An 18,366-nucleotide genomic window follows, 5' to 3' on the forward strand; every position below is an offset into this window, starting at 1 on the left:
AAAGAAATAAAAAAGGGATACTCCCCCATCACAAGGGGGCGTACCCCGACTAATTCGACAAAATCCGTGCAAGTTCCTGCTTGATTTTAGGACTTAAAACAGTTCCGCACCTGTACTGTCCACACGGGCGAGAAGCGATTTGACAAACGATACCAGTTCGGTTCGTTTCACTTCATGCGTTTCGCCTGTCCGGCGCACCCGCACCTCCACCAGCCCCTCTTCTGAGGCCTTGTCTGAAACGGTAATGCGAAGCGGCAGTCCGATCAAATCCGCATCTTTGAATTTGACGCCGGCTCGTTCCGGACGATCATCATACAGCACTTCAACACCGGCTGCCTCCAGTGCTTCGGTAATCTCCTCGCTGATCAGTCGCTGCGCTTCGACTTTGGCGTTTACCGGAATGACATGGACGTGGAACGGCGCGATCGACACAGGCCAAATGATCCCGTGTTCATCATTGTTTTGCTCGATCGCAGCTGCCAGTGTACGAGACACGCCGATGCCGTAGCAGCCCATGATCATCGGCTGGCTTCGGCCGTTTTCATCCAGATAGGTCGCGCCGATGGCTGTAGAGTATTTCGTGCCGAGCTTAAAGACGTGCCCCACTTCCACGCCGCGGGCAAACTTGATCAAGCCGCCGCCGCGCGGGCATTCATCTCCCTCCATAATGTTCCGCAGGTCAGCATAGCGGGAGACGGTAAAATCGCGGCCAGCCTGCACATGAACGAGATGGTAGTCCTTCTCGTTGGCACCAGCTACGCCGTCGGCAACATCCTGAACAAAGTTGTCGGCGATGATCTCCAGCTTCTCCTGGTCTACACCGACTGGCCCGACAAAGCCAACAGGTGTTCCAATCGCCGCCAAAATGTCCTGCTCTGAAGCCAAGCCGACATGGGTAGCATCATACAGATTTTTCAATTTCACCTCGTTGATCTCGTGATCCCCGCGTACCAGGACCATGACCAGCTTCTCATCCACTCGGTAAACGAGACTTTTGATAATCCGGCTGGCCTCAACATCGAGAGCTTGCGTCAACTGTTCAATTGTTTTTACATCAGGCGTGTGCACCTTCTCAACCGCCGGCGTATCTCCCTTCGGCTTCGCTGCAGGCTTGTACACCACTTCCGCTTTTTCCAGATTGGCTGCATAGTCGCCATTTTCCGAATAGGCGATCGTATCTTCACCGATATCGCAAAGCGCCATAAATTCATAGGTGCCTTTTCCGCCAATCGCTCCCGCGTCAGCTTCCACTGCACGGAAGTTCAGACCTACCCTCGTGAAAATGCGTGTGTAGGCATCGTACATCGCTTGGAAATTCTTATCCAGCCCTTCCTGCGTCGTGTCGAATGAATACGCATCCTTCATGATAAACTCCCGGCTGCGGATCAGACCAAAGCGAGGGCGGACCTCGTCGCGGAACTTCGTCTGAATCTGATACAGATTGATCGGCAGTTTTTTGTAGGAGTTGATCTCGTCTCTGACCAGGCTCGTAATCACTTCTTCGTGAGTGGGGCCGAGTGCAAAAGATCGATCATGACGGTCTTTCAAGCGTACCAGCTCCGGCCCGTACACATCCCAGCGGCCGGTTTGGTGCCACAGCTCTGCCGGCTGCATGGCTGGCATAAGCAATTCCTGTCCGCCTGCCCGGTTCATTTCTTCGCGAACGATTGCCTGAATTTTTTGCAGGGTCCTGAGCGCAAGCGGCAGATAGGTATAAATGCCTGAAGCTAACTGCCGCGCCATGCCTGCACGGAGCAGCAGTTTATGACTGGCAATTTCCGCATCCGACGGGACTTCCCGCAGAGTAGGAATCAACATCTGACTTTGCTTTAACACACACGTGTCCTCCTTCACGTTGCAGAGGGTCTAGCCGACCTGGGTGGTCTTTTTCTCTTCCACGATTTCATTGATTTCTTTCATCAATTCCTCGAACAATTCCGTTTCTTTTACCTTCCGTACAATTTCGCCGTTTCGGAAGATCAGGCCTTCGCCATTACCGCCGGCAACACCTACGTCCGCTTCACGCGCTTCGCCGGGACCATTTACCGCGCATCCCATTACGGCGATTTTCAAAGGTGTTTTGAGTGTAGAAACAGCATCCTCCACCTTGGTTGCAAGTCCGATCAGATCGATCGCACAACGTCCGCAAGACGGGCAAGCGATTACGACCGGATCGTTGTTCACAATCTCAAGGCTGCGCAAAATTTGCTTGGCTACCTTGATTTCCTCAACCGGATCAGCGGTCAGCGAAACCCGGATCGTATCGCCGATACCCATTGACAGCACTGTACCGATCCCGACAGCGGATTTGATGCTACCAGAGAACTGTGTCCCGGCTTCGGTCACTCCGACGTGCAGCGGATAATTGCGCTTCTGCGCCATCAAAGAGTACGTCTGGATCATGGTCGGAACATCGGAAGACTTCAGTGAAATGACGATGTTGTCGTAATTGAGCTCTTCCAGAATGTGCACGTGATCCATTGCGCTCTCCACGATTGCTTCCGGAGATGGGTAGCCGTATTTTTCCAACAGCCGTTTTTCCACGGAACCGGAGTTCACCCCGATCCGGATCGGAACATTGCGCTCACGGCATGCTTCCACGACCGCTTTCGTCTTCTCTTTTGAACCGATATTCCCCGGATTGATGCGGATTTTGTCAATTCCGCTCTCCAGGGCGATCAGCGCCAGTTTATAGTCAAAGTGAATATCTGCCACTAGCGGGAGTGGAGAACGTTCTTTAATCGCTTTGATGGAACGGGCCGCATCCTCGTTGATAACCGCCAGACGAACAATTTGGCAGCCTGCGTCATAGAGCCGCTGAATCTGTGCCAGCGTCCCTTCTACGTCCCGCGTATCAGCGGTTGTCATCGATTGAATGACAACACTTTTTTGTCCGCCGATTTGTACGCCTCCCACAAATACCGGTTTGGTCTCCTCACGCTTGTACATAGGGCACCATCCTTTATGTTTGTCAAACAGCCTGTGAACACTGCTTTATTCTGTAAACAATCGGTGTAAATCGTTCCATGTCACAACCAAAATCAACAACATCAAAAAGGCAAACCCAAGGAAGTGTACCATCCCTTCCTTATGCGGATCAAGCGGTCTTCCCCGCAGGGCTTCGATCAGCAGGAAGGCGAGTCTGCCTCCGTCCAAAGCAGGCAAAGGAAGCAGGTTGATCAGTCCCAGGTTAATACTCAGGACAGCTGCCCATTTCATCAGGATCGCCAAGCCTTGCTGAGCAAATTCGCCGGTCATCTTAAAGATTCCGACTGGTCCGCTAAGATCGTTCAATCCCACTGAACCTGTAAAGAGCATGCCGATACTCGTCAAAATCATCGTGGTAAACTCGTATGTCGATTTTCCGCCATACTGAAGCACTTGCCCCGGAGCGTAGGTGACAGCGTTGCCCACCATGATCTTCCCGACATTCTCCTCGTTCTTGACATGGACCATGGCATTGATCATCTGTCCTCCCCGATCAACAACGATTTCCAGTTGCTTGTCCGGCGATTTGCTGACGATCTCCACCATTTCTCTCCATGTCGATACAGGCTGTCCCTGAATCGTAATAACCTTGTCTCCTGATTGCAATCCCGCCTGTGCTGCCGGTCCTCCCTGGATGATCTCGCCCAGCACGGGCTCATTTACAGGTACTCCATAAACGAGTCCGATGACGATAAACAACACGAAAGCGAGCAAAAAGTTTGCAGCAGGGCCCGCAAAGATTGCCCAGAAGCGCTGCATAACCGTCTTTCCTTTAAACTGGCGGTCCAACGGGGCGATTTGCACCTCATGACCGTCTTTTACGAGCTGGGCTTGCGGATGCACCGAAAAAGTGCGTTGTTCTCCGTCTGTTTCCAGAACGATGGACAATGCTTTCTCCAGGTCGAAATCGACAATTGTACCTGTTACCGCACCTTTGCCTTCACCATTTGGGCCATCCAGCAGGATGCGGGTTACCTTCCCCACCGGATCTCGCTCCAAGGTCACTTCCATGTGCGGCTTCAGAACGTCCAGCTCAGGGTCCTCCCCCGCCATGCGTACCATCCCGCCAATCGGCAGCAGCCGCAGTGTGTATTCTGTTTCTCCTCGCTTTACGCTAAAAATCTTTGGTCCCATTCCAAGTGCAAACTCCCGGCACAAAATGCCGGCCCGTTTTGCCAACAGAAAATGACCAAGCTCGTGCACAAAGACAAGTACACCGAACACGATGACTATCGCGAGAATTGATTCCACTGAATCCAAGTTGGGAAAAGGCAAGAGAACAGCCACCTTTCATTCCGTTTTTAACGCTTGTTAACGCCCAGACAGCTCGCAGCCTGATCGCGTGCCCACTGGTCGGCTGCCAAAATTTCTTCCAGAGAAGGATGACTCGTGCCCTGATGGGCTTCGCACGTTTGGCGAACGATCTTTTCAATCTCCAGAAATGCGATGCTTCCTCGCAAAAAGCTGTCTACAGCCACCTCATTTGCAGCGTTCAATACAGTGGGGTGAGTCCCGCCTACTCTTCCGCACTCATACGCCAATTGTAACAGAGGATAGCGGTCAAAATCCATTGGTGCAAAATGAAGCGTGCCGCTCTTCACCAGATCGAGCGGTTCCGTACCAAGCGGCATTCTTTTCGGATAGCTCAGCGCATACTGGATCGGCACGCGCATATCGGGCGTACCCAGTTGTGCCATGACAGCCCGGTCTTTGTATTCTACCATAGAGTGAATGATGCTCTCATAATGGAGAACACATTCGATCTGTTCATAAGGAAGGTCGAAGAGCCAATGAGCCTCGATGACCTCAAAGCCCTTGTTCATCATCGTCGCCGAATCGATCGTGATTTTGGAGCCCATGCTCCAGTTCGGATGATGCAAAGCCTGCTCCACAGACACATCGGCCAGCTCCTCCCGGCTCAAATGGCGAAATGACCCGCCTGAAGCTGTCAAAATGATGCGGGCGATATCCTCGCGACGCTCCCCTTGCAAACACTGAAAGATTGCCGAGTGTTCGCTGTCGACCGGAATGATCTGCACACCTCTGTCCCTGGCTGCTTTCATCACGATATGGCCAGCGCTGACAAGCGTTTCCTTGTTGGCCAAACCGATGGTCTTGCCAGCTTCTATGGCAGCGAGTGTAGGCGCAACTCCGATGCTTCCGACCACTGCCGTCATTACGAAATTGGCCTCAGCATGCTTCGCCGTCTCCTCCAATCCCGCTTCTCCGTACATAATCTCGACCCGGCTGTTCCCCAGACGTCCCTGCAATTCTTTGGCCGCTTGAGCGTTTCCTACAGAGACCAGTTCCGGCCTGAACTGTTCGATCTGTTCAGCCAGCAGTTCGATATTGGACCCGGCTGCCATCGCGACTACGCTAAACTCCTCCGGATGTTGAGACACCACGTCGAGCGTGCTTTTGCCGATGGAGCCTGTTGAGCCCAAGAGCGATATTCGTTTCAAACGCTTCACCCTCTATATACTTTCTATATGGCTTTTCCCGTTAGACAATGCCCAGCAAATGCAAAACCGGAAAGACAAGAATCATGCTGTCAAAACGGTCAAGAACTCCCCCGTGTCCAGGGATGATTTGTCCTGAATCTTTTACTTCAAAATGACGTTTGATCGCGGACTCAACCAAATCGCCAAGCTGACCCGCAATCCCACTGACGAGGGCAATGATCAGCGCCTTGTCCAAAGAGATTCCGCCAATCCATACGTTTACTGCCATAACGACAAGAACAGCCGCAAGCAAGCCGCCTGCGGCTCCCTCAATCGTTTTGTTCGGACTAATTGCAGGCCAAAGCTTCCGCTTGCCGATGGCTTTTCCCATGAAATACGCTCCTGAATCTGTTGCCCATATTCCCAGGATAACGAGAACTGTAAGCATCAGCCCTGTGTCTGGCAAATTGCGCAGCGCAGCCATATAGGCAAAGCCATAGCCTATGTATAACGCCCCCACCAATGCAAGGGCGGCGTGTTCAATGTGAAACTGATTTTTCCGAAAGACCGCGTACAAAAGCAAAAGAAGGGTTACGGGCAGTACCAGATCAGGCAGTATGACTCCTGTCTCTTTCGTAAAGGAAAGAGACGGCCACAACAGGCTGATCATGAGCAGATACGCCAGTACCCCTGCCACACTCAGCGGTTGAACCTTTGCCATCCGCAAAAATTCAAAAAGGCCTATAACGGCCAAGAAAAATACGAGCAACGAGAACCAATGGTCCCCTAAATAAACCAATAACAAAAAGCCTGCCCCACCAATGAGGCCTGTAATGATCCGCTGCTTCAACTGATTCCACCTCTCGGCTTATACCGCTCCGTAGCGACGAGCTCTGCCCTGGTATTCAGCAATCGCTTGATATAAATGTTCCCTGGTAAAATCGGGCCAAAGCACATCGGTGAACCACAATTCCGTGTAGGCCAGCTGCCACAACATAAAGTTGCTCAAACGAAGTTCTCCACTGGTGCGTATCAACAGGTCTGGATCTGGGATGTCACTCGTGTACAAATGTCGGGAAATCATCTCTTCGTCCAATTGTTCCAGGTCGATCTCACCCGCTTGCAAACGGGTACCTATATCTTTTACTGCTAAGGCAATTTCCTTTCGTCCCCCGTAATTAAGGGCAAAAATCAACTGCAGCCCCGTGTTTTGCTTCGTCCGCTCCTCCGCTGTTTCCAGCGCTTTCAGCGTATGTGCAGGCAATTCGTCTTTGCTGCCGACCATTCGAATCTGAACGTTGCGTTCGATCAATTCTTCCAATTCTGTCGACAAAAATTCCTGCGGCAGTTTCATCAAAAAGTCTACTTCTTCTCTGGGTCGCTTCCAGTTCTCGGTAGAAAATGCATACATGGTTAAATACTTGACGCCAATTTCATCGGATGCTTTGACGATCTCTTTTACCGTCTTCATCCCTGCCCTGTGTCCGGCAATCCTGGGAAGATTCCGCATTTTGGCCCAGCGTCCGTTCCCGTCCATAATTACGGCCAAGTGGTTCGGGACTGGTCCGGAGCTGTCAAACTCTACGGATGACCCCTGTTTTTCTTTTCGAGTCAACTTGCGCGCGAGTTGTTCTAACATAAAGTGTTCCCCCAAAATGAGAGATATAGACATTCATCCCCCTCAGATGAGGGGGATCATGCATTAAACTTCCAGAATGTCCTTTTCCTTTTCCTTGACGATCTTATCGACTTCAGCGATGTACTTGTCAGTCGCCTTTTGAATCGTCTCCTGATGGCGGCGGGACTCATCTTCGGATATCGTTCCGCCCTTTTCCAGCTTTTTGATGTCATCGTTGGCATCGCGGCGGATGTTCCGAATCGCTACTTTCGCTTCTTCCCCGCTCTTGTTCGCTACCTTGACCAATTCCTTGCGGCGCTCTTCTGTAAGCGGCGGGATCACAATGCGAATGATTGTCCCGTCGTTGGAAGGAGTCAAACCGAGGTCGGATTGCTGAATCGCTCTGTCAATTTCCTTTAAGGAAGACTTATCCCATGGCTGGATGGTCAGCATGCGCGGTTCCGGCACACTGATATTAGCCAATTGGCTGATCGGTGTCGGTGTTCCGTAGTAATCCACCACAATCTTATCCAAAATGGCCGGGTTTGCACGACCCGCACGCAGGCTGGCAAGATCTTTTTTTAGTGTGCTGATGGCTTTGCTCATACGTTCTTCCATATCTTTCAATACGGTTTGCGGCATGTATTATTCCCCCTTAACCAATGTTCCGATCTTTTCACCCATAACGGCGCGACGAATATTGCCTTCTTCAGAAATATTAAAGACAATCAATGTAATGTCATTATCCATGCAGAGGCTCGATGCCGTGGAATCCATTACGCCCAGACCCTTGCTTAACACTTCGAGGAACGTGAGCTTGTCGTACTTCACTGCTGTTGGGTCAATGCTCGGATCAGCGGAATAGACACCGTCTACTTTGTTTTTAGCCATCAGAATGACTTCAGCTTCGATTTCGGCGGCCCGCAACGCAGCCGTCGTATCTGTGGAAAAATAGGGATTCCCCGTACCTGCGGCAAATATGACCACTCGTTGTTTCTCCAGATGGCGTATTGCCCTGCGGCGTATGTATGGTTCGGCTACTTGCCTCATTTCGATGGACGTTTGTACACGAGTCGGGACGTTCACTTTTTCTAATCCATCCTGCAGAGCGAGCGAGTTCATAATGGTTGCAAGCATCCCCATGTAATCGGCTGTGGCCCGATCCATGCCTTTGGAGCTGCCTGAGAGTCCGCGCCAGATATTTCCACCACCGACAACAACTGCAACTTGTACTCCCAATTCTACAATTTCCTTAATCTGGTTGGCGATGGAGAAAATCACCTTCGGGTCAATCCCGTACCCGATGTCTCCCGCCAGAGCTTCCCCACTCAACTTTAACACAACCCGTTTATAGGCAGGAAGTGGCATGTGAAACGGCCTCCATTCATGAAACATTCTCTGTGCTTTACCGGAATCCTCCCAGCTAGCCGAGCGACTTTTCCGATCACCGGGCAATACGTGCCTAGCGGCGATCCGCCTGCTCTTATAAAATAGGGAACACGCAGGTGTTCCCTATTTTTACGGTCATTACTGTTTATTAACTTGCGCCATTACTTCAGCGGCAAAGTCTTCTTGTTTTTTCTCGATGCCTTCGCCCACTTGATAACGGACAAAGCCCTTCAAAGTAGCGCCTTTTTCTTTCAGCAGAGCGGCAACTTTTTTGTCTGGATCTTTAACGAATGGCTGCTCAACCATTACGTACTCTTCAAAGTATTTGGAGAGGCGGCCTTCTACCATTTTTTCTACGATATTTGCCGGTTTGCCCTCAGCCAGAGCTTGGTTTTTCAGTACTTCGCGCTCGCGCTCGATCTCGTCTTGAGATACTTCCTCACGGTTGGCAAAACGCGGGTTGGATGCAGCTGCGTGCATACCCAGGTCTTTTGCCAGCGTTTCGTCTGTAGTTCCTTCGAGGACGACTACAACACCGATGCGGCCGCCCATGTGCAGGTAGCTACCGAACACGCCGTTATCGGATTTCTCCAGGATGGAGAAGCGACGGAAGGAAATGTTTTCTCCGATGGTGGAGATTTTTTCGTTGATCATGTGGCCGAGAGTTTCTCCTTGGCCTTTGAACGGCTGCTCCAGAGCAGCTTCTACGCTCGCAGGACGTTGGGATACAACGTGCTCAGCGATGTCCTTCACCAGCTCTTGGAACTCAGGGTTTTTCGCTACGAAGTCTGTTTCACAGTTTACTTCCACGATTGCCGCAACGTTGCCGGCTACAGCGCAGGAAGTCAAGCCTTCTGCTGCGATGCGGCCCGCTTTTTTCGCAGCCTTCGCGATTCCGCGTTCACGGAGAAGGTCAATCGCTTTTTCCATGTCACCGTTCGTTTCTTCGAGAGCGCGTTTGCAGTCCATCATCCCTGCGCCTGTACGCTCGCGCAGTTCTTTCACCGCTTGTGCACTGATTGCCATATCGTAGAACCTCCTTGGGAAAGTCGAATCTAAGTATAGGTGTTAAAAAGGGTGGACGGGGTTCTGAAACCCTCAGTCCACCCTCATACACTTGCTTACGCAGTTGTTGTAGCTTGTTCGCCGCCTTGGTTGCCTTCAACCAGAGCGTCAGCCATTTTGGAAGTCAGCAGCTTAACAGCGCGGATGGCATCGTCGTTACCTGGGATCACGTAGTCGATTTCATCCGGATCGCAGTTAGTATCTACAATCGCAACGATTGGGATACCCAATTTGCGAGCTTCTGCTACTGCGATGCGCTCTTTGCGCGGATCGATTACGAACAGCGCGTCTGGCAGTTCTTCCATGTGAGCGATACCGCCCAGGAATTTTTCCAAACGCTCTTTTTCCTTGCGAAGAACGATAACTTCTTTCTTCGGCAGAACTGCGAAAGTACCGTCTTCTTCCATACGGTTCAGCTCAGCAAGGCGAGCAGTACGTTTTTTAATCGTAGAGAAGTTCGTCAGCGTACCACCCAGCCAGCGTTGGTTGATGTAGTAGTGGCCTGTACGGATTGCTTCTTCTTTTACGGATTCTTGTGCTTGTTTCTTCGTTCCAACGAAGAGCACTTTTCCGCCGTTTTGAGCGAGTTCACGTACAAAGTTGTACGCTTCCTCAACTTTTTTCACGGTTTTTTGCAGGTCAATAATGTAGATGCCGTTACGTTCGGTGAAGATATAGCGTGCCATTTTCGGGTTCCAGCGGCGAGTTTGGTGACCGAAGTGTACACCAGCCTCGAGGAGCTGTTTCATCGAAATCACTGCCATATTTTCACACCTCCTTAAAAAATGGTTTTTTTGTGCTTACCTCCGCCTCACCGCATTTTCCAAACAAAACTGCCAATCTGGCAGCACCATTGCCGGAATTGGTGGACGTGCGAATTCAACACCGTTAATGAATATATCATATGACCTAAACGATTGCAAGAAACCAATCCCATTTCCCGCAAAAAAAATCGCCTCACTTTTTCGGAGGCGTCGCGATGATGGACACGATGTCAGCTTCGCTTGCCCCGAGGGGAATCTGATACGTGCCGACACGTATGCGATTGAGTTTGTTCTGCTTTTTCAACGTTTCTACAAACTGGTTGTCGGGTTCCAAAATCCCTGCGTCCACCAATGTGCGCTCGACACTTTCCGCCGTCGCTTTATATGGAATCTGGATCGTCTTCGTCTCTTTTGGCAAGGGCTCTGTCGGCACGGACACCTGAGAACTATCCGCCGGAACAGGCTGCTGCGGCTTGCTTGGATCAGCGGTTTCGGCAGTGGGCATGACCGAGGTCTCGCTTTTTGGTTCCTTTGCTCTCACCGGCGCTTGCGGCAGTGCTGCTTCGGGTTTCTCAGGCTTTCCCGCTTGCGGCTGATCCGGTGTCGATGAAACAGGGGCAGAAGGCTTCTTTGGCGGGGTTGGCAGCGGTTGGAGCTCAATCTTTTTTTCTTGTTGCAGCTGATTGAACTCTTCCTTAGAAAGAACGACCAGTTGCAGCTCTTCTGCAGCTGTCTCCAGCTGTTCCTTCGTCAAGGACTGGTGGGTTCCCGGGGCTTCCTTTTGTGTTGTAATTCCCAAAATCGATGCTGCCACGAGGAGACCGGCCCCGAATCCAAAAAAGATATCGCGCTTATTCATTGGCCGCTCCTGCCTCCCGCGGCTTGGCCAATGACAAGATCAAATCGATCTCTCCTCTGCCTGCCCCCAGCCTTTTTGCAATCTCGTCAGGCCCCAGTCCTTCTTGCATCAATTCGAATACGCGCCGATAGCGCTCACGCATGGAAAGCACATCCGCCGCCTCTCCGGAGGACTCCTGCTGGTCTGGACTTGCCGGCTGCCGACGGGCGGTACGCAGTTCAGCCAATTCCCGCTCCACTTTGTCCAGTCGCCCTTTCGCATCAGCCAGTTCTTTCTTGAGTTGTGCATTCGACTTGTAGAACGCTTCACTCTCAGCTTCTTTCTCTTGCTTGATTTGCAGGACAAAACGCTGGAGCGTTGCCTCCACTTCCTCTATATTCAGTTGTGGAGCGGCTGGCATGCGATCCCTTTTTGAACGTCTGGAAGAAAACAGCAGGGCCAGCACCATGATTGCCACCCCTGCCCCTGCCAAAATATAATAAGACCCATTCATTGTAGTCACCTATACTTCCTTCATTTTCTTCTTGATGGTAAGGTTACAAGGATATGTCGATGTAACGTCCGCGAAGAGGGTCGCGCATCGCCACTTCCCCAGATGCGGTGCCGCCATTTCCGGGAGATTGTGCCGCCTGTTTTGTAGAGGCTTCCAACGCCGACTCCTTGCTGCCCTGCTGGTCTTGTCGCTCTTTATCCCTCAGCTGGTTTTTATCTGTCTCGTTGACCTCTGCTGCACGCTGACTTTTTTGTTGGTCTATCCCTTTCTGCTCTTGTTGCAGGAGATGCTGCTCGTTGGTTAGCCGATGCTGGTATTGTTCCTGAATGCGCCCAACCTCAGTGGTTCGCGGCAGTGCCACCTGTAACTCAACCGTTTTGAGACTCATCAGGGCCATCTCCTTTTTCCGTATCGCTATGCTCAGACGAGAGTGGAAGTCGTGATCTCTCCGTTAACGACGAGAAAGCGGGTACGTGCAAACTCCTGCTTGATAAACCGGACCAGTTTGCCAAATACCATTTTAATGCCAGGATACATCGTGTAATACACATCAATGGCGGCTGGTGAATCTCCCTCCAGCTCCGCTTCCACTTCTTTTTTGCGAGCTTCGAGCTGTTTTCCTTCTTTCTCCAGAATCAGCCTTGTATTGGCCAGCTTGATTTGCATGGTCTTCTTTTCCGGAGAAAGCTCGCCATTTACCTGCAGGAGCTGGTTTAGTACGCCCAGCCCTTGATCCGTTTTGCGCAAATTTTCATACACAATTTGCAGTTCTTTATTGATCGATGCCAATTCCAGACGCAGCTCCGGCTTGACGCCAACCTCCAGAACCGTAGGCGTTGCACTCGTATTGCCTATCACACGAGCCGTTATTTTTTCTCCAGCTTGAAGCGTGCCGCCAATAATGATTCCTTTTGGACCATTACAAATAATTTGCTTTCCCGCCCGCACCTGGGAGAACATGATGCTCTGCGAAACCAGGACTTGATTGCCTGCCGTGACATTTGCATTTTGAATAAATGACGTCTTCACGTTGTTGCCGGCGATTACTTGTCCTTTGTCTTGAGCGACAATACCACTCTTGATCTCAACCGAACCTCCGGCTTCCAATTCGGCGCCCTCGACACTTCCGAGGACGCGAATATCCCCTGATGCCTTCACCCGAAAGCCAGTCGGAATGTTACCGCGAATGACCACCGTTCCCACAAAATCGATGTTCCCGACGCTAAAATCGACATCACCATTGACTTCGAACACAGGAAATACATTCACTTTATGATTGTCCGTAAAGGAAACCTGACCGTCTATCGCTGAATACAGCATCGTTTTCTCTGCATTCAACACCACATTTTTGCCGAGCTTCAGCACAGCTTCCTTGCCGGCTTTAGGAACGATGGGCTCTCCGGTAACCGCAATACCCGCTATTCCGGGCACTGGGGGTGTTTTCCGCGCCAACAGCTGCCCTTTAGCCACATTGGGAATGTTCGTAATGCTGTAATAGTCAACCCGTCCGTCTTCCAGCTCTTTTGGCCGTTTTTCGTCTTGATTTTTTTCAAGAAAGGTGTACTCGATCTCGCCATCCTTCCCGGCAACAGGAGCAGTTCCGTTCGCGATCGTAACGTACGTGTTCACAAATTTTGCCGGGTTGCTGCACAGTTCTTGGACGACCTGATCAAGAATTCCATGTGTAATTTTTTGTTGTCGCAATACTTCACGCACTTCTGTCTCCGTTATGCGAAGCTGCGATCCTAGCTCCTGGTCGGCAATCACCAACATGATCCCGGCTTCCAGTTTGTCCTGAGAGATTTTGACTTCGAGCTTGTAGTTTCCTATCGCTTCCATCTTTCTACCCCTCTCAAACCATGGGCCCTCTTCTCCCATTTTCTGTATCTTCTATTTGTAGCTATTTATCTTTTAGACAAGCTGAGACTTCCATCTGGCAAGTGCGGAACGCAAACGAAATATCGCCTTGGAATGAAGCTGCGAGATACGCGAGGGTGACAAGCTCATCACATCTGCAATTTCCGACAAGGTCAGCTCCTCAAAGTAAAACAAGGAAACGACAAGACGCTCTTTTTCCGGCAGCTTGTCGATGACGGCGGTCAACACTTCTTTCAGGCCTGCCAATTCAGCCACCTGATCGGGACGCGGTGTCACTTCATCGACGATGTAGGAATGCCTTGCTGTCTTTTGCTCCTCTTCTTCCCCCACAGCTTCATCTATAGAAATCATCGTGGCGAGTGAAGTTTCATAAAAGACCTGCTGCAAGTCTTTCTCCGAAATGCCGAGGTAAGAAGAAACCTCGGAGTCAGTCGGCGCTCGCAGTTGCTTTTGCTCCAAGAGCGTATACGCCTCTTCGATCTTCTTTGCCTTGTCTCGAACCGTCCTGGGGATCCAATCGTTCTCCCTCAAACCATCGATCATGGCACCGCGAATCCGCCACATCGCATACGTCTCAAACTGAAGCCCGCGGGTATGATCAAACTTGGCCAACGCGTCCAACAAACCAAAGCGGCCATAGCTGATCAGATCATCTTTGTCCACATTATTCGGAAGGTTGATCGCAAGCCTGTTGGCTACCTTGTCCACTAACGGGAGATACTGTGTGACCAGATCCACCTCCGCGTCCCGGCTGCCTTCTTCTTTCCACAATACCCATTTGTCAAACTGCCTTGCTTTTTCTTGATTGGTTAGCCGTGCCACGATTTCGTCACCAACCTTTACTCATCAGTTAAACGCCTCACAACATCTGCAACGGTGGTGGGATCATGCGCCAGAGGAGCGCTCCCCATTTGGTCCAGAGACAGCGGTATAAATTCACCGTCTCCCTGGGGATCATCCGGCTCTCCGGAAGCCGAGGGGACGCCCCCCTCGGCAGCTTCTGCCGGAACCATGGTCTCAGGGGCTTGGAAAGAGCCCATGATTTTAGCAACGAGCCAACGTATCGGGAAAGCTGCAAGAAAAAAAAGGATAAATGCATAACCGGCGCGTTCCAAAGAAACCAGCCAGACGTTTCCGGCCAAAGCCGTAAAAAACGTAATGACAGAAGCAAGTGCTCCGAACCCTGTATTCACCCACATCGTACCCAGCATACCTATACTTCCTTCACACCTTGATTGACGGTTCGAATTTGCAGAAGACCCGTAGCCGCATCAAACTCGATGGTCCTCCCGCAATTTCCTCCTGTATCCTCGGCAACTACTTTTATCTTTGCCTGCTGCAGTGCCATTTTGCACGCCTCTACATTTCGCGGTCCGATCCTCATCGAGTCACTCTTTCCGAGGAATGCAAACATCTGAGCTCCGCCGGCCAGCTTTGCCACCATGTTGGTCGTCGATGCTCCAGCCAGCTTCATGTCCTGAATGAGACGGGGGATAGCGGTATCGGCGTATTTCCCGATCGCGATCTCCCCGCCTTTTCCGAGAGAGGACTCAGGCAGCATGACATGGGCCATCCCGGCAACTTTATGTACAGAATCATACAGGACGACTCCCACACATGAACCTAACCCTGTAGTCCGTAATCGGTCAGGAGATTTTGCAACTCCGAGGTCCGCCATCCCAATTTTAATAATCTCCATCGAACGGTACTCCTAATGATCGAAATAATGTCTTTAAGGATTCGGGATCAGGGATCAGAAAAAAGTGACCTTGGACTTGTTCATTGCCTTCAAAGAAAGCCGTATCGATAGTGAGCGCGAAGTCCCCTGCTTGTCCCAGCTCCAAAAGTCCGTAGCTGAGAATGGCCCCCGCCATATCGATCGCCAGAGCCGGTACGGATGGCTGCAGATTCAAATTCGTAAAATCAGCCAGCGAAGACAAGTAGGAACCGGTGAGGATGTTGCCGATTTCATGAAGAGCGGAAGCCTCGTACTCTGTCCATTCTTCTACATCCTTCACTTCGCCGATAATCTGCTGCAGAACGTGCCGAGCGGAAGCCATATCCAGGATGAAAAACATGTTGCCCGGACAATCTCCCTCAACCCGAAGAAAGACAGTAACAACGACCGCCTCTGGACCTCCGACGCAGTCCGCTACTTCGTCAAAGGGAATAATTTTTACCTGCGGCACCTTCATGTCGATTTCTTTTTGTATCAGTTTGGAAAGTGCAGTAGCCGCGTTGCCAGCGCCAATGTTCCCTACTTCCCGAAGTACGTCAAATTGAAAATCGCCAAACTTTGTAAAGTATTCCATCCCTTATCCCTCAAAGGAGTCAAGTTGTTTGATTTCCTCGTTGCTCAACACCTTATCCAGATTCAACAGGATCAGCAGGCGTTTTTCCAGCTTGGCCACTCCGCGCAGGTAGGCGGCCTCCACTCCTCCGACAACCTCCGGCGGCGGTTCGATCGCGTTCACCGGTATATCGATCACATCATTAGCCGCGTCTACGATCAGGCCTACTTCCAGTTCACCAACCGCCACAATAATAATCCGCGTCGATTCGGTATACGCTGTCTCTTCCAGACTGAAGCGATTGCGCAGGTCGATAATCGGCGTTACAACTCCGCGCAGGTTGATTACCCCTTTGACAAATGCCGGAGTTCGCGGAACGCGGGTAATATGCTCCAATTTCTCAATCGATTTGACCTGATTTACATCAACTCCGTATTCTTCGTCTTTCAAGCGAAATACGATGACTTTTACTTCTCCGATGATTTCCTTTTGCTCGAGCATACGGCTGCCCTCCTCTTACTTAATCAGTGCGTTGCAGTCGATAATCAGCGCTACTTGTCCGTCTCCCAGGATCGTTGCCCCAGAAATGGCGAACACGTTTACCAGGTACTTGCCGAGTGACTTCAGGACGATTTCTTGCTGGCCAATAAATGAATCGACGACAAGTCCGGCCATTTTTTCACCCTTGCGGACGATTACGACTGCTACTTCGTCATCTTTGTCCGCTCCGTTATCCGGAATCTGGAAGATTTCCTGCAACGAAACGAGAGGAACCACTCTTCCGCGGAAATCAATGACTTTCTGGCGATGCGCCATCATGATTTGATCTTTGCGGAATACCGCTGTTTCAATGATAGAACTGAGTGGAACAGCGTATTTCTCGTTTTGAACCTGAACGAGCATGGCCGAGATGATCGAGAGCGTGAGCGGAAGCTGGATCAGGAATGTCGTTCCCTGTCCACGAACAGAGTCGACGCTTACGTTTCCGCCCAGGGACTCAATCTTCGTTTTCACTACGTCGAGCCCGACTCCTCGTCCCGAGATGTCCGAAATGACCTCAGCGGTACTAAAGCCTGACGAGAACAGCAGTTCAAAGATTTGCCTGTCGCTCAAGGAATCTGCGTTAGCCGGATTTACGATGCCCCGTTCAATCGCTTTCTTCAGAACTTTATCTTTGTTAATGCCGGCACCGTCATCTTTTACTTCGATAAACACATGGTTTCCGCTATGGAAGGCACGAAGCTGAATCGTTCCTTCCTCCGGCTTGCCAGCCTGCTTTCGTTGGGCTGGAGATTCCACACCGTGATCGAGCGAATTTCGCAGGAGGTGAACAAGCGGATCGCCAATTTCATCGATGACCGTCCGATCAAGCTCTGTTTCCGCGCCATATATCTCCAGATTTACTTTTTTGTTTAAATCTTTTGCCAGGTCGCGAATCATCCGAGGGAAACGGTTGAATACTTGCTCGACCGGAACCATGCGCATCGTCAGAATGATGTTTTGCAAATCGCCACTGATGCGGCTCATATGCTCAACGGTTTCCTGCAACTCGCTCTTGCCGAGTTCGCGGGCCAGCTGCTCCAAACGCCCACGGTCGATAACCAGCTCACTAAACAGGTTCATCAGGACGTCCAATCTCTCGATGTCTACGCGGATCGTTTTTCCGCCCGCCGTCACTTTTTTCACGGCCGTGTTGTTCTGTGCGGGTCCTTCGGCTTTTTTGACTTCTGCAGGCGCAGCGGCTGCAGCAGCTACCTGCTGCTCTGCTTGCTTGGCTTGCTTTCCTGCTTCCTTCATTTCAACTGGTTCTACGAGCACTTCCTCAATTTCCGAAATATTACTGATTGCTTTTTTCACTTTCTCCAAAGGTTCCATCGTGACAAAGACTACTTCGAAGGAAAGATCAAAGCGCTCGTTTTCCAAATCCTCTACCGCAGGTGTCGATTTGATCACTTCCCCCATCGACTCCAGCTGGTCAAAAACCATATACGCACGGGCTGCTTTCAACAGGCAGTTCTCCTGCAAGGTTACTTTGATCCAGAACAGGTTGTTGCCCGCTTCCTTCGATTGCTTCAAAACCGTAAGAGAAAACTCGTCCAGATCGTACTCGCGGTTGCCGTCTTCGGAGCCGCCAGCAGCGACTTGCTCGACTGACGCAGTTGCTTCCTGGGCTGCCACATTCGCAATGGCAGAAAAATCCCCCGATACGATTGCCCGCAGTTTAGCAACTGGCTGTGACACGTCTGCCGAGCCATCTCCGCCTTCCATAATATTCATGACCATGCCTTCAATCAGGTCAACGCTTTGGAAAATCACATCCATAATATCGCTGTTGATTTTCAGCTTGTCATTTCGGATTAAATCCAGCACATTTTCCGCTTCATGGGTCAGACTCGCCATATCCTCAAAACCCATTGTCGCCGACATACCTTTTAGCGTATGCGCGGAACGGAATATTTCGTTGACGATCTGAGTGCTTTCCGGATCATTCTCCAAAACGAGCAAGTTCGCATTGATCGCTTGCAGGTGCTCCTTTGACTCTTCAATAAACATGTCCAAATATTGATTCATGTCCATGGG

Annotated in this window: 20 protein-coding genes; all 20 read right to left on the reverse strand. The window is 50.9% G+C overall.

Going from position 1 to position 18,366, the window contains the following annotated elements; translation table 11 throughout:
- Positions 1 to 93: 93 nt before the first annotated feature.
- Positions 94 to 1,836: a proline--tRNA ligase gene (locus NSQ24_RS15625; protein ID WP_024983829.1), complete on the reverse strand. Its 1,743-nt coding sequence runs from the start codon at positions 1,834 to 1,836 to the stop codon at positions 94 to 96.
- 30 nt (positions 1,837 to 1,866) lie between these two features.
- Positions 1,867 to 2,949 carry a flavodoxin-dependent (E)-4-hydroxy-3-methylbut-2-enyl-diphosphate synthase gene (gene ispG / locus NSQ24_RS15630; protein WP_003385851.1) on the reverse strand — a complete coding sequence of 361 codons (1,083 nt, stop codon included), beginning with the start codon at positions 2,947 to 2,949 and terminating at the stop codon, positions 1,867 to 1,869.
- A 45-nt stretch (positions 2,950 to 2,994) separates the two neighbouring features.
- A complete protein-coding gene (rseP, locus tag NSQ24_RS15635) occupies positions 2,995 to 4,263 on the reverse strand; it encodes an RIP metalloprotease RseP (RefSeq protein WP_039071274.1) in 1,269 nt (422 codons plus the stop codon).
- Positions 4,264 to 4,289: 26 nt separating this feature from the next.
- On the reverse strand, positions 4,290 to 5,450 hold the full coding sequence (locus tag NSQ24_RS15640) for a 1-deoxy-D-xylulose-5-phosphate reductoisomerase (protein WP_122957627.1): 1,161 nt from the start codon (positions 5,448 to 5,450) through the stop codon (positions 4,290 to 4,292).
- A 40-nt stretch (positions 5,451 to 5,490) separates the two neighbouring features.
- Entirely contained in the window at positions 5,491 to 6,279 is a 789-nt protein-coding gene (locus NSQ24_RS15645; RefSeq protein WP_003385854.1) for a phosphatidate cytidylyltransferase, read from the reverse strand.
- Positions 6,280 to 6,297: 18 nt separating this feature from the next.
- Entirely contained in the window at positions 6,298 to 7,068 is a 771-nt protein-coding gene (locus NSQ24_RS15650; protein ID WP_339166180.1) for an isoprenyl transferase, read from the reverse strand.
- A gap of 63 nt (positions 7,069 to 7,131) precedes the next feature.
- Positions 7,132 to 7,689: a ribosome recycling factor gene (gene frr / locus NSQ24_RS15655; RefSeq protein ID WP_003385856.1), complete on the reverse strand. Its 558-nt coding sequence runs from the start codon at positions 7,687 to 7,689 to the stop codon at positions 7,132 to 7,134.
- Between the two features lie 3 nt (positions 7,690 to 7,692).
- Positions 7,693 to 8,415 (reverse strand): UMP kinase, encoded by a 723-nt coding sequence (gene pyrH, locus NSQ24_RS15660; RefSeq protein ID WP_003385857.1) that lies wholly within the window; start codon positions 8,413 to 8,415, stop codon positions 7,693 to 7,695.
- A 159-nt stretch (positions 8,416 to 8,574) separates the two neighbouring features.
- Positions 8,575 to 9,462, reverse strand: a complete 888-nt coding sequence (gene tsf, locus NSQ24_RS15665) for a translation elongation factor Ts (protein WP_003385858.1) — start codon at positions 9,460 to 9,462, stop codon at positions 8,575 to 8,577.
- Between the two features lie 95 nt (positions 9,463 to 9,557).
- A complete protein-coding gene (rpsB, locus tag NSQ24_RS15670) occupies positions 9,558 to 10,265 on the reverse strand; it encodes a 30S ribosomal protein S2 (RefSeq protein ID WP_003385859.1) in 708 nt (235 codons plus the stop codon).
- 193 nt (positions 10,266 to 10,458) lie between these two features.
- A complete protein-coding gene (locus NSQ24_RS15675) occupies positions 10,459 to 11,124 on the reverse strand; it encodes a hypothetical protein (protein ID WP_024983831.1) in 666 nt (221 codons plus the stop codon).
- A complete protein-coding gene (locus NSQ24_RS15680; protein WP_003385861.1) occupies positions 11,117 to 11,617 on the reverse strand; it encodes a hypothetical protein in 501 nt (166 codons plus the stop codon). Before NSQ24_RS15680 ends, NSQ24_RS15675 begins: the two co-directional genes overlap by 8 nt.
- Before the next feature lie 43 nt (positions 11,618 to 11,660).
- Positions 11,661 to 12,005 carry a hypothetical protein gene (locus NSQ24_RS15685; protein WP_003385863.1) on the reverse strand — a complete coding sequence of 115 codons (345 nt, stop codon included), beginning with the start codon at positions 12,003 to 12,005 and terminating at the stop codon, positions 11,661 to 11,663.
- A 32-nt stretch (positions 12,006 to 12,037) separates the two neighbouring features.
- The gene (locus tag NSQ24_RS15690; protein ID WP_003385864.1) at positions 12,038 to 13,456 is read right to left on the reverse strand and encodes a FapA family protein; all 1,419 of its coding nucleotides are present in this window, start codon (positions 13,454 to 13,456) and stop codon (positions 12,038 to 12,040) included.
- 72 nt (positions 13,457 to 13,528) lie between these two features.
- A complete protein-coding gene (locus NSQ24_RS15695; RefSeq protein WP_003385865.1) occupies positions 13,529 to 14,317 on the reverse strand; it encodes a FliA/WhiG family RNA polymerase sigma factor in 789 nt (262 codons plus the stop codon).
- Positions 14,318 to 14,334: 17 nt separating this feature from the next.
- Positions 14,335 to 14,706 carry a hypothetical protein gene (locus NSQ24_RS15700; RefSeq protein WP_003385866.1) on the reverse strand — a complete coding sequence of 124 codons (372 nt, stop codon included), beginning with the start codon at positions 14,704 to 14,706 and terminating at the stop codon, positions 14,335 to 14,337.
- Positions 14,707 to 14,708: 2 nt separating this feature from the next.
- Positions 14,709 to 15,194, reverse strand: a complete 486-nt coding sequence (locus NSQ24_RS15705) for a chemotaxis protein CheD (RefSeq protein WP_003385867.1) — start codon at positions 15,192 to 15,194, stop codon at positions 14,709 to 14,711.
- The gene (locus NSQ24_RS15710; protein ID WP_003385868.1) at positions 15,181 to 15,807 is read right to left on the reverse strand and encodes a chemotaxis protein CheC; all 627 of its coding nucleotides are present in this window, start codon (positions 15,805 to 15,807) and stop codon (positions 15,181 to 15,183) included. Before NSQ24_RS15710 ends, NSQ24_RS15705 begins: the two co-directional genes overlap by 14 nt.
- 3 nt (positions 15,808 to 15,810) lie before the next feature.
- Positions 15,811 to 16,287 carry a chemotaxis protein CheW gene (locus NSQ24_RS15715; RefSeq protein ID WP_003385869.1) on the reverse strand — a complete coding sequence of 159 codons (477 nt, stop codon included), beginning with the start codon at positions 16,285 to 16,287 and terminating at the stop codon, positions 15,811 to 15,813.
- A 15-nt stretch (positions 16,288 to 16,302) separates the two neighbouring features.
- A complete protein-coding gene (locus NSQ24_RS15720; RefSeq protein WP_003385870.1) occupies positions 16,303 to 18,363 on the reverse strand; it encodes a chemotaxis protein CheA in 2,061 nt (686 codons plus the stop codon).
- Positions 18,364 to 18,366: the final 3 nt, after the last annotated feature.

The organism is Brevibacillus sp. FSL L8-0520 (genome assembly GCF_037963895.1).
GTDB classification, from domain to species: domain Bacteria; phylum Bacillota; class Bacilli; order Brevibacillales; family Brevibacillaceae; genus Brevibacillus; species Brevibacillus borstelensis.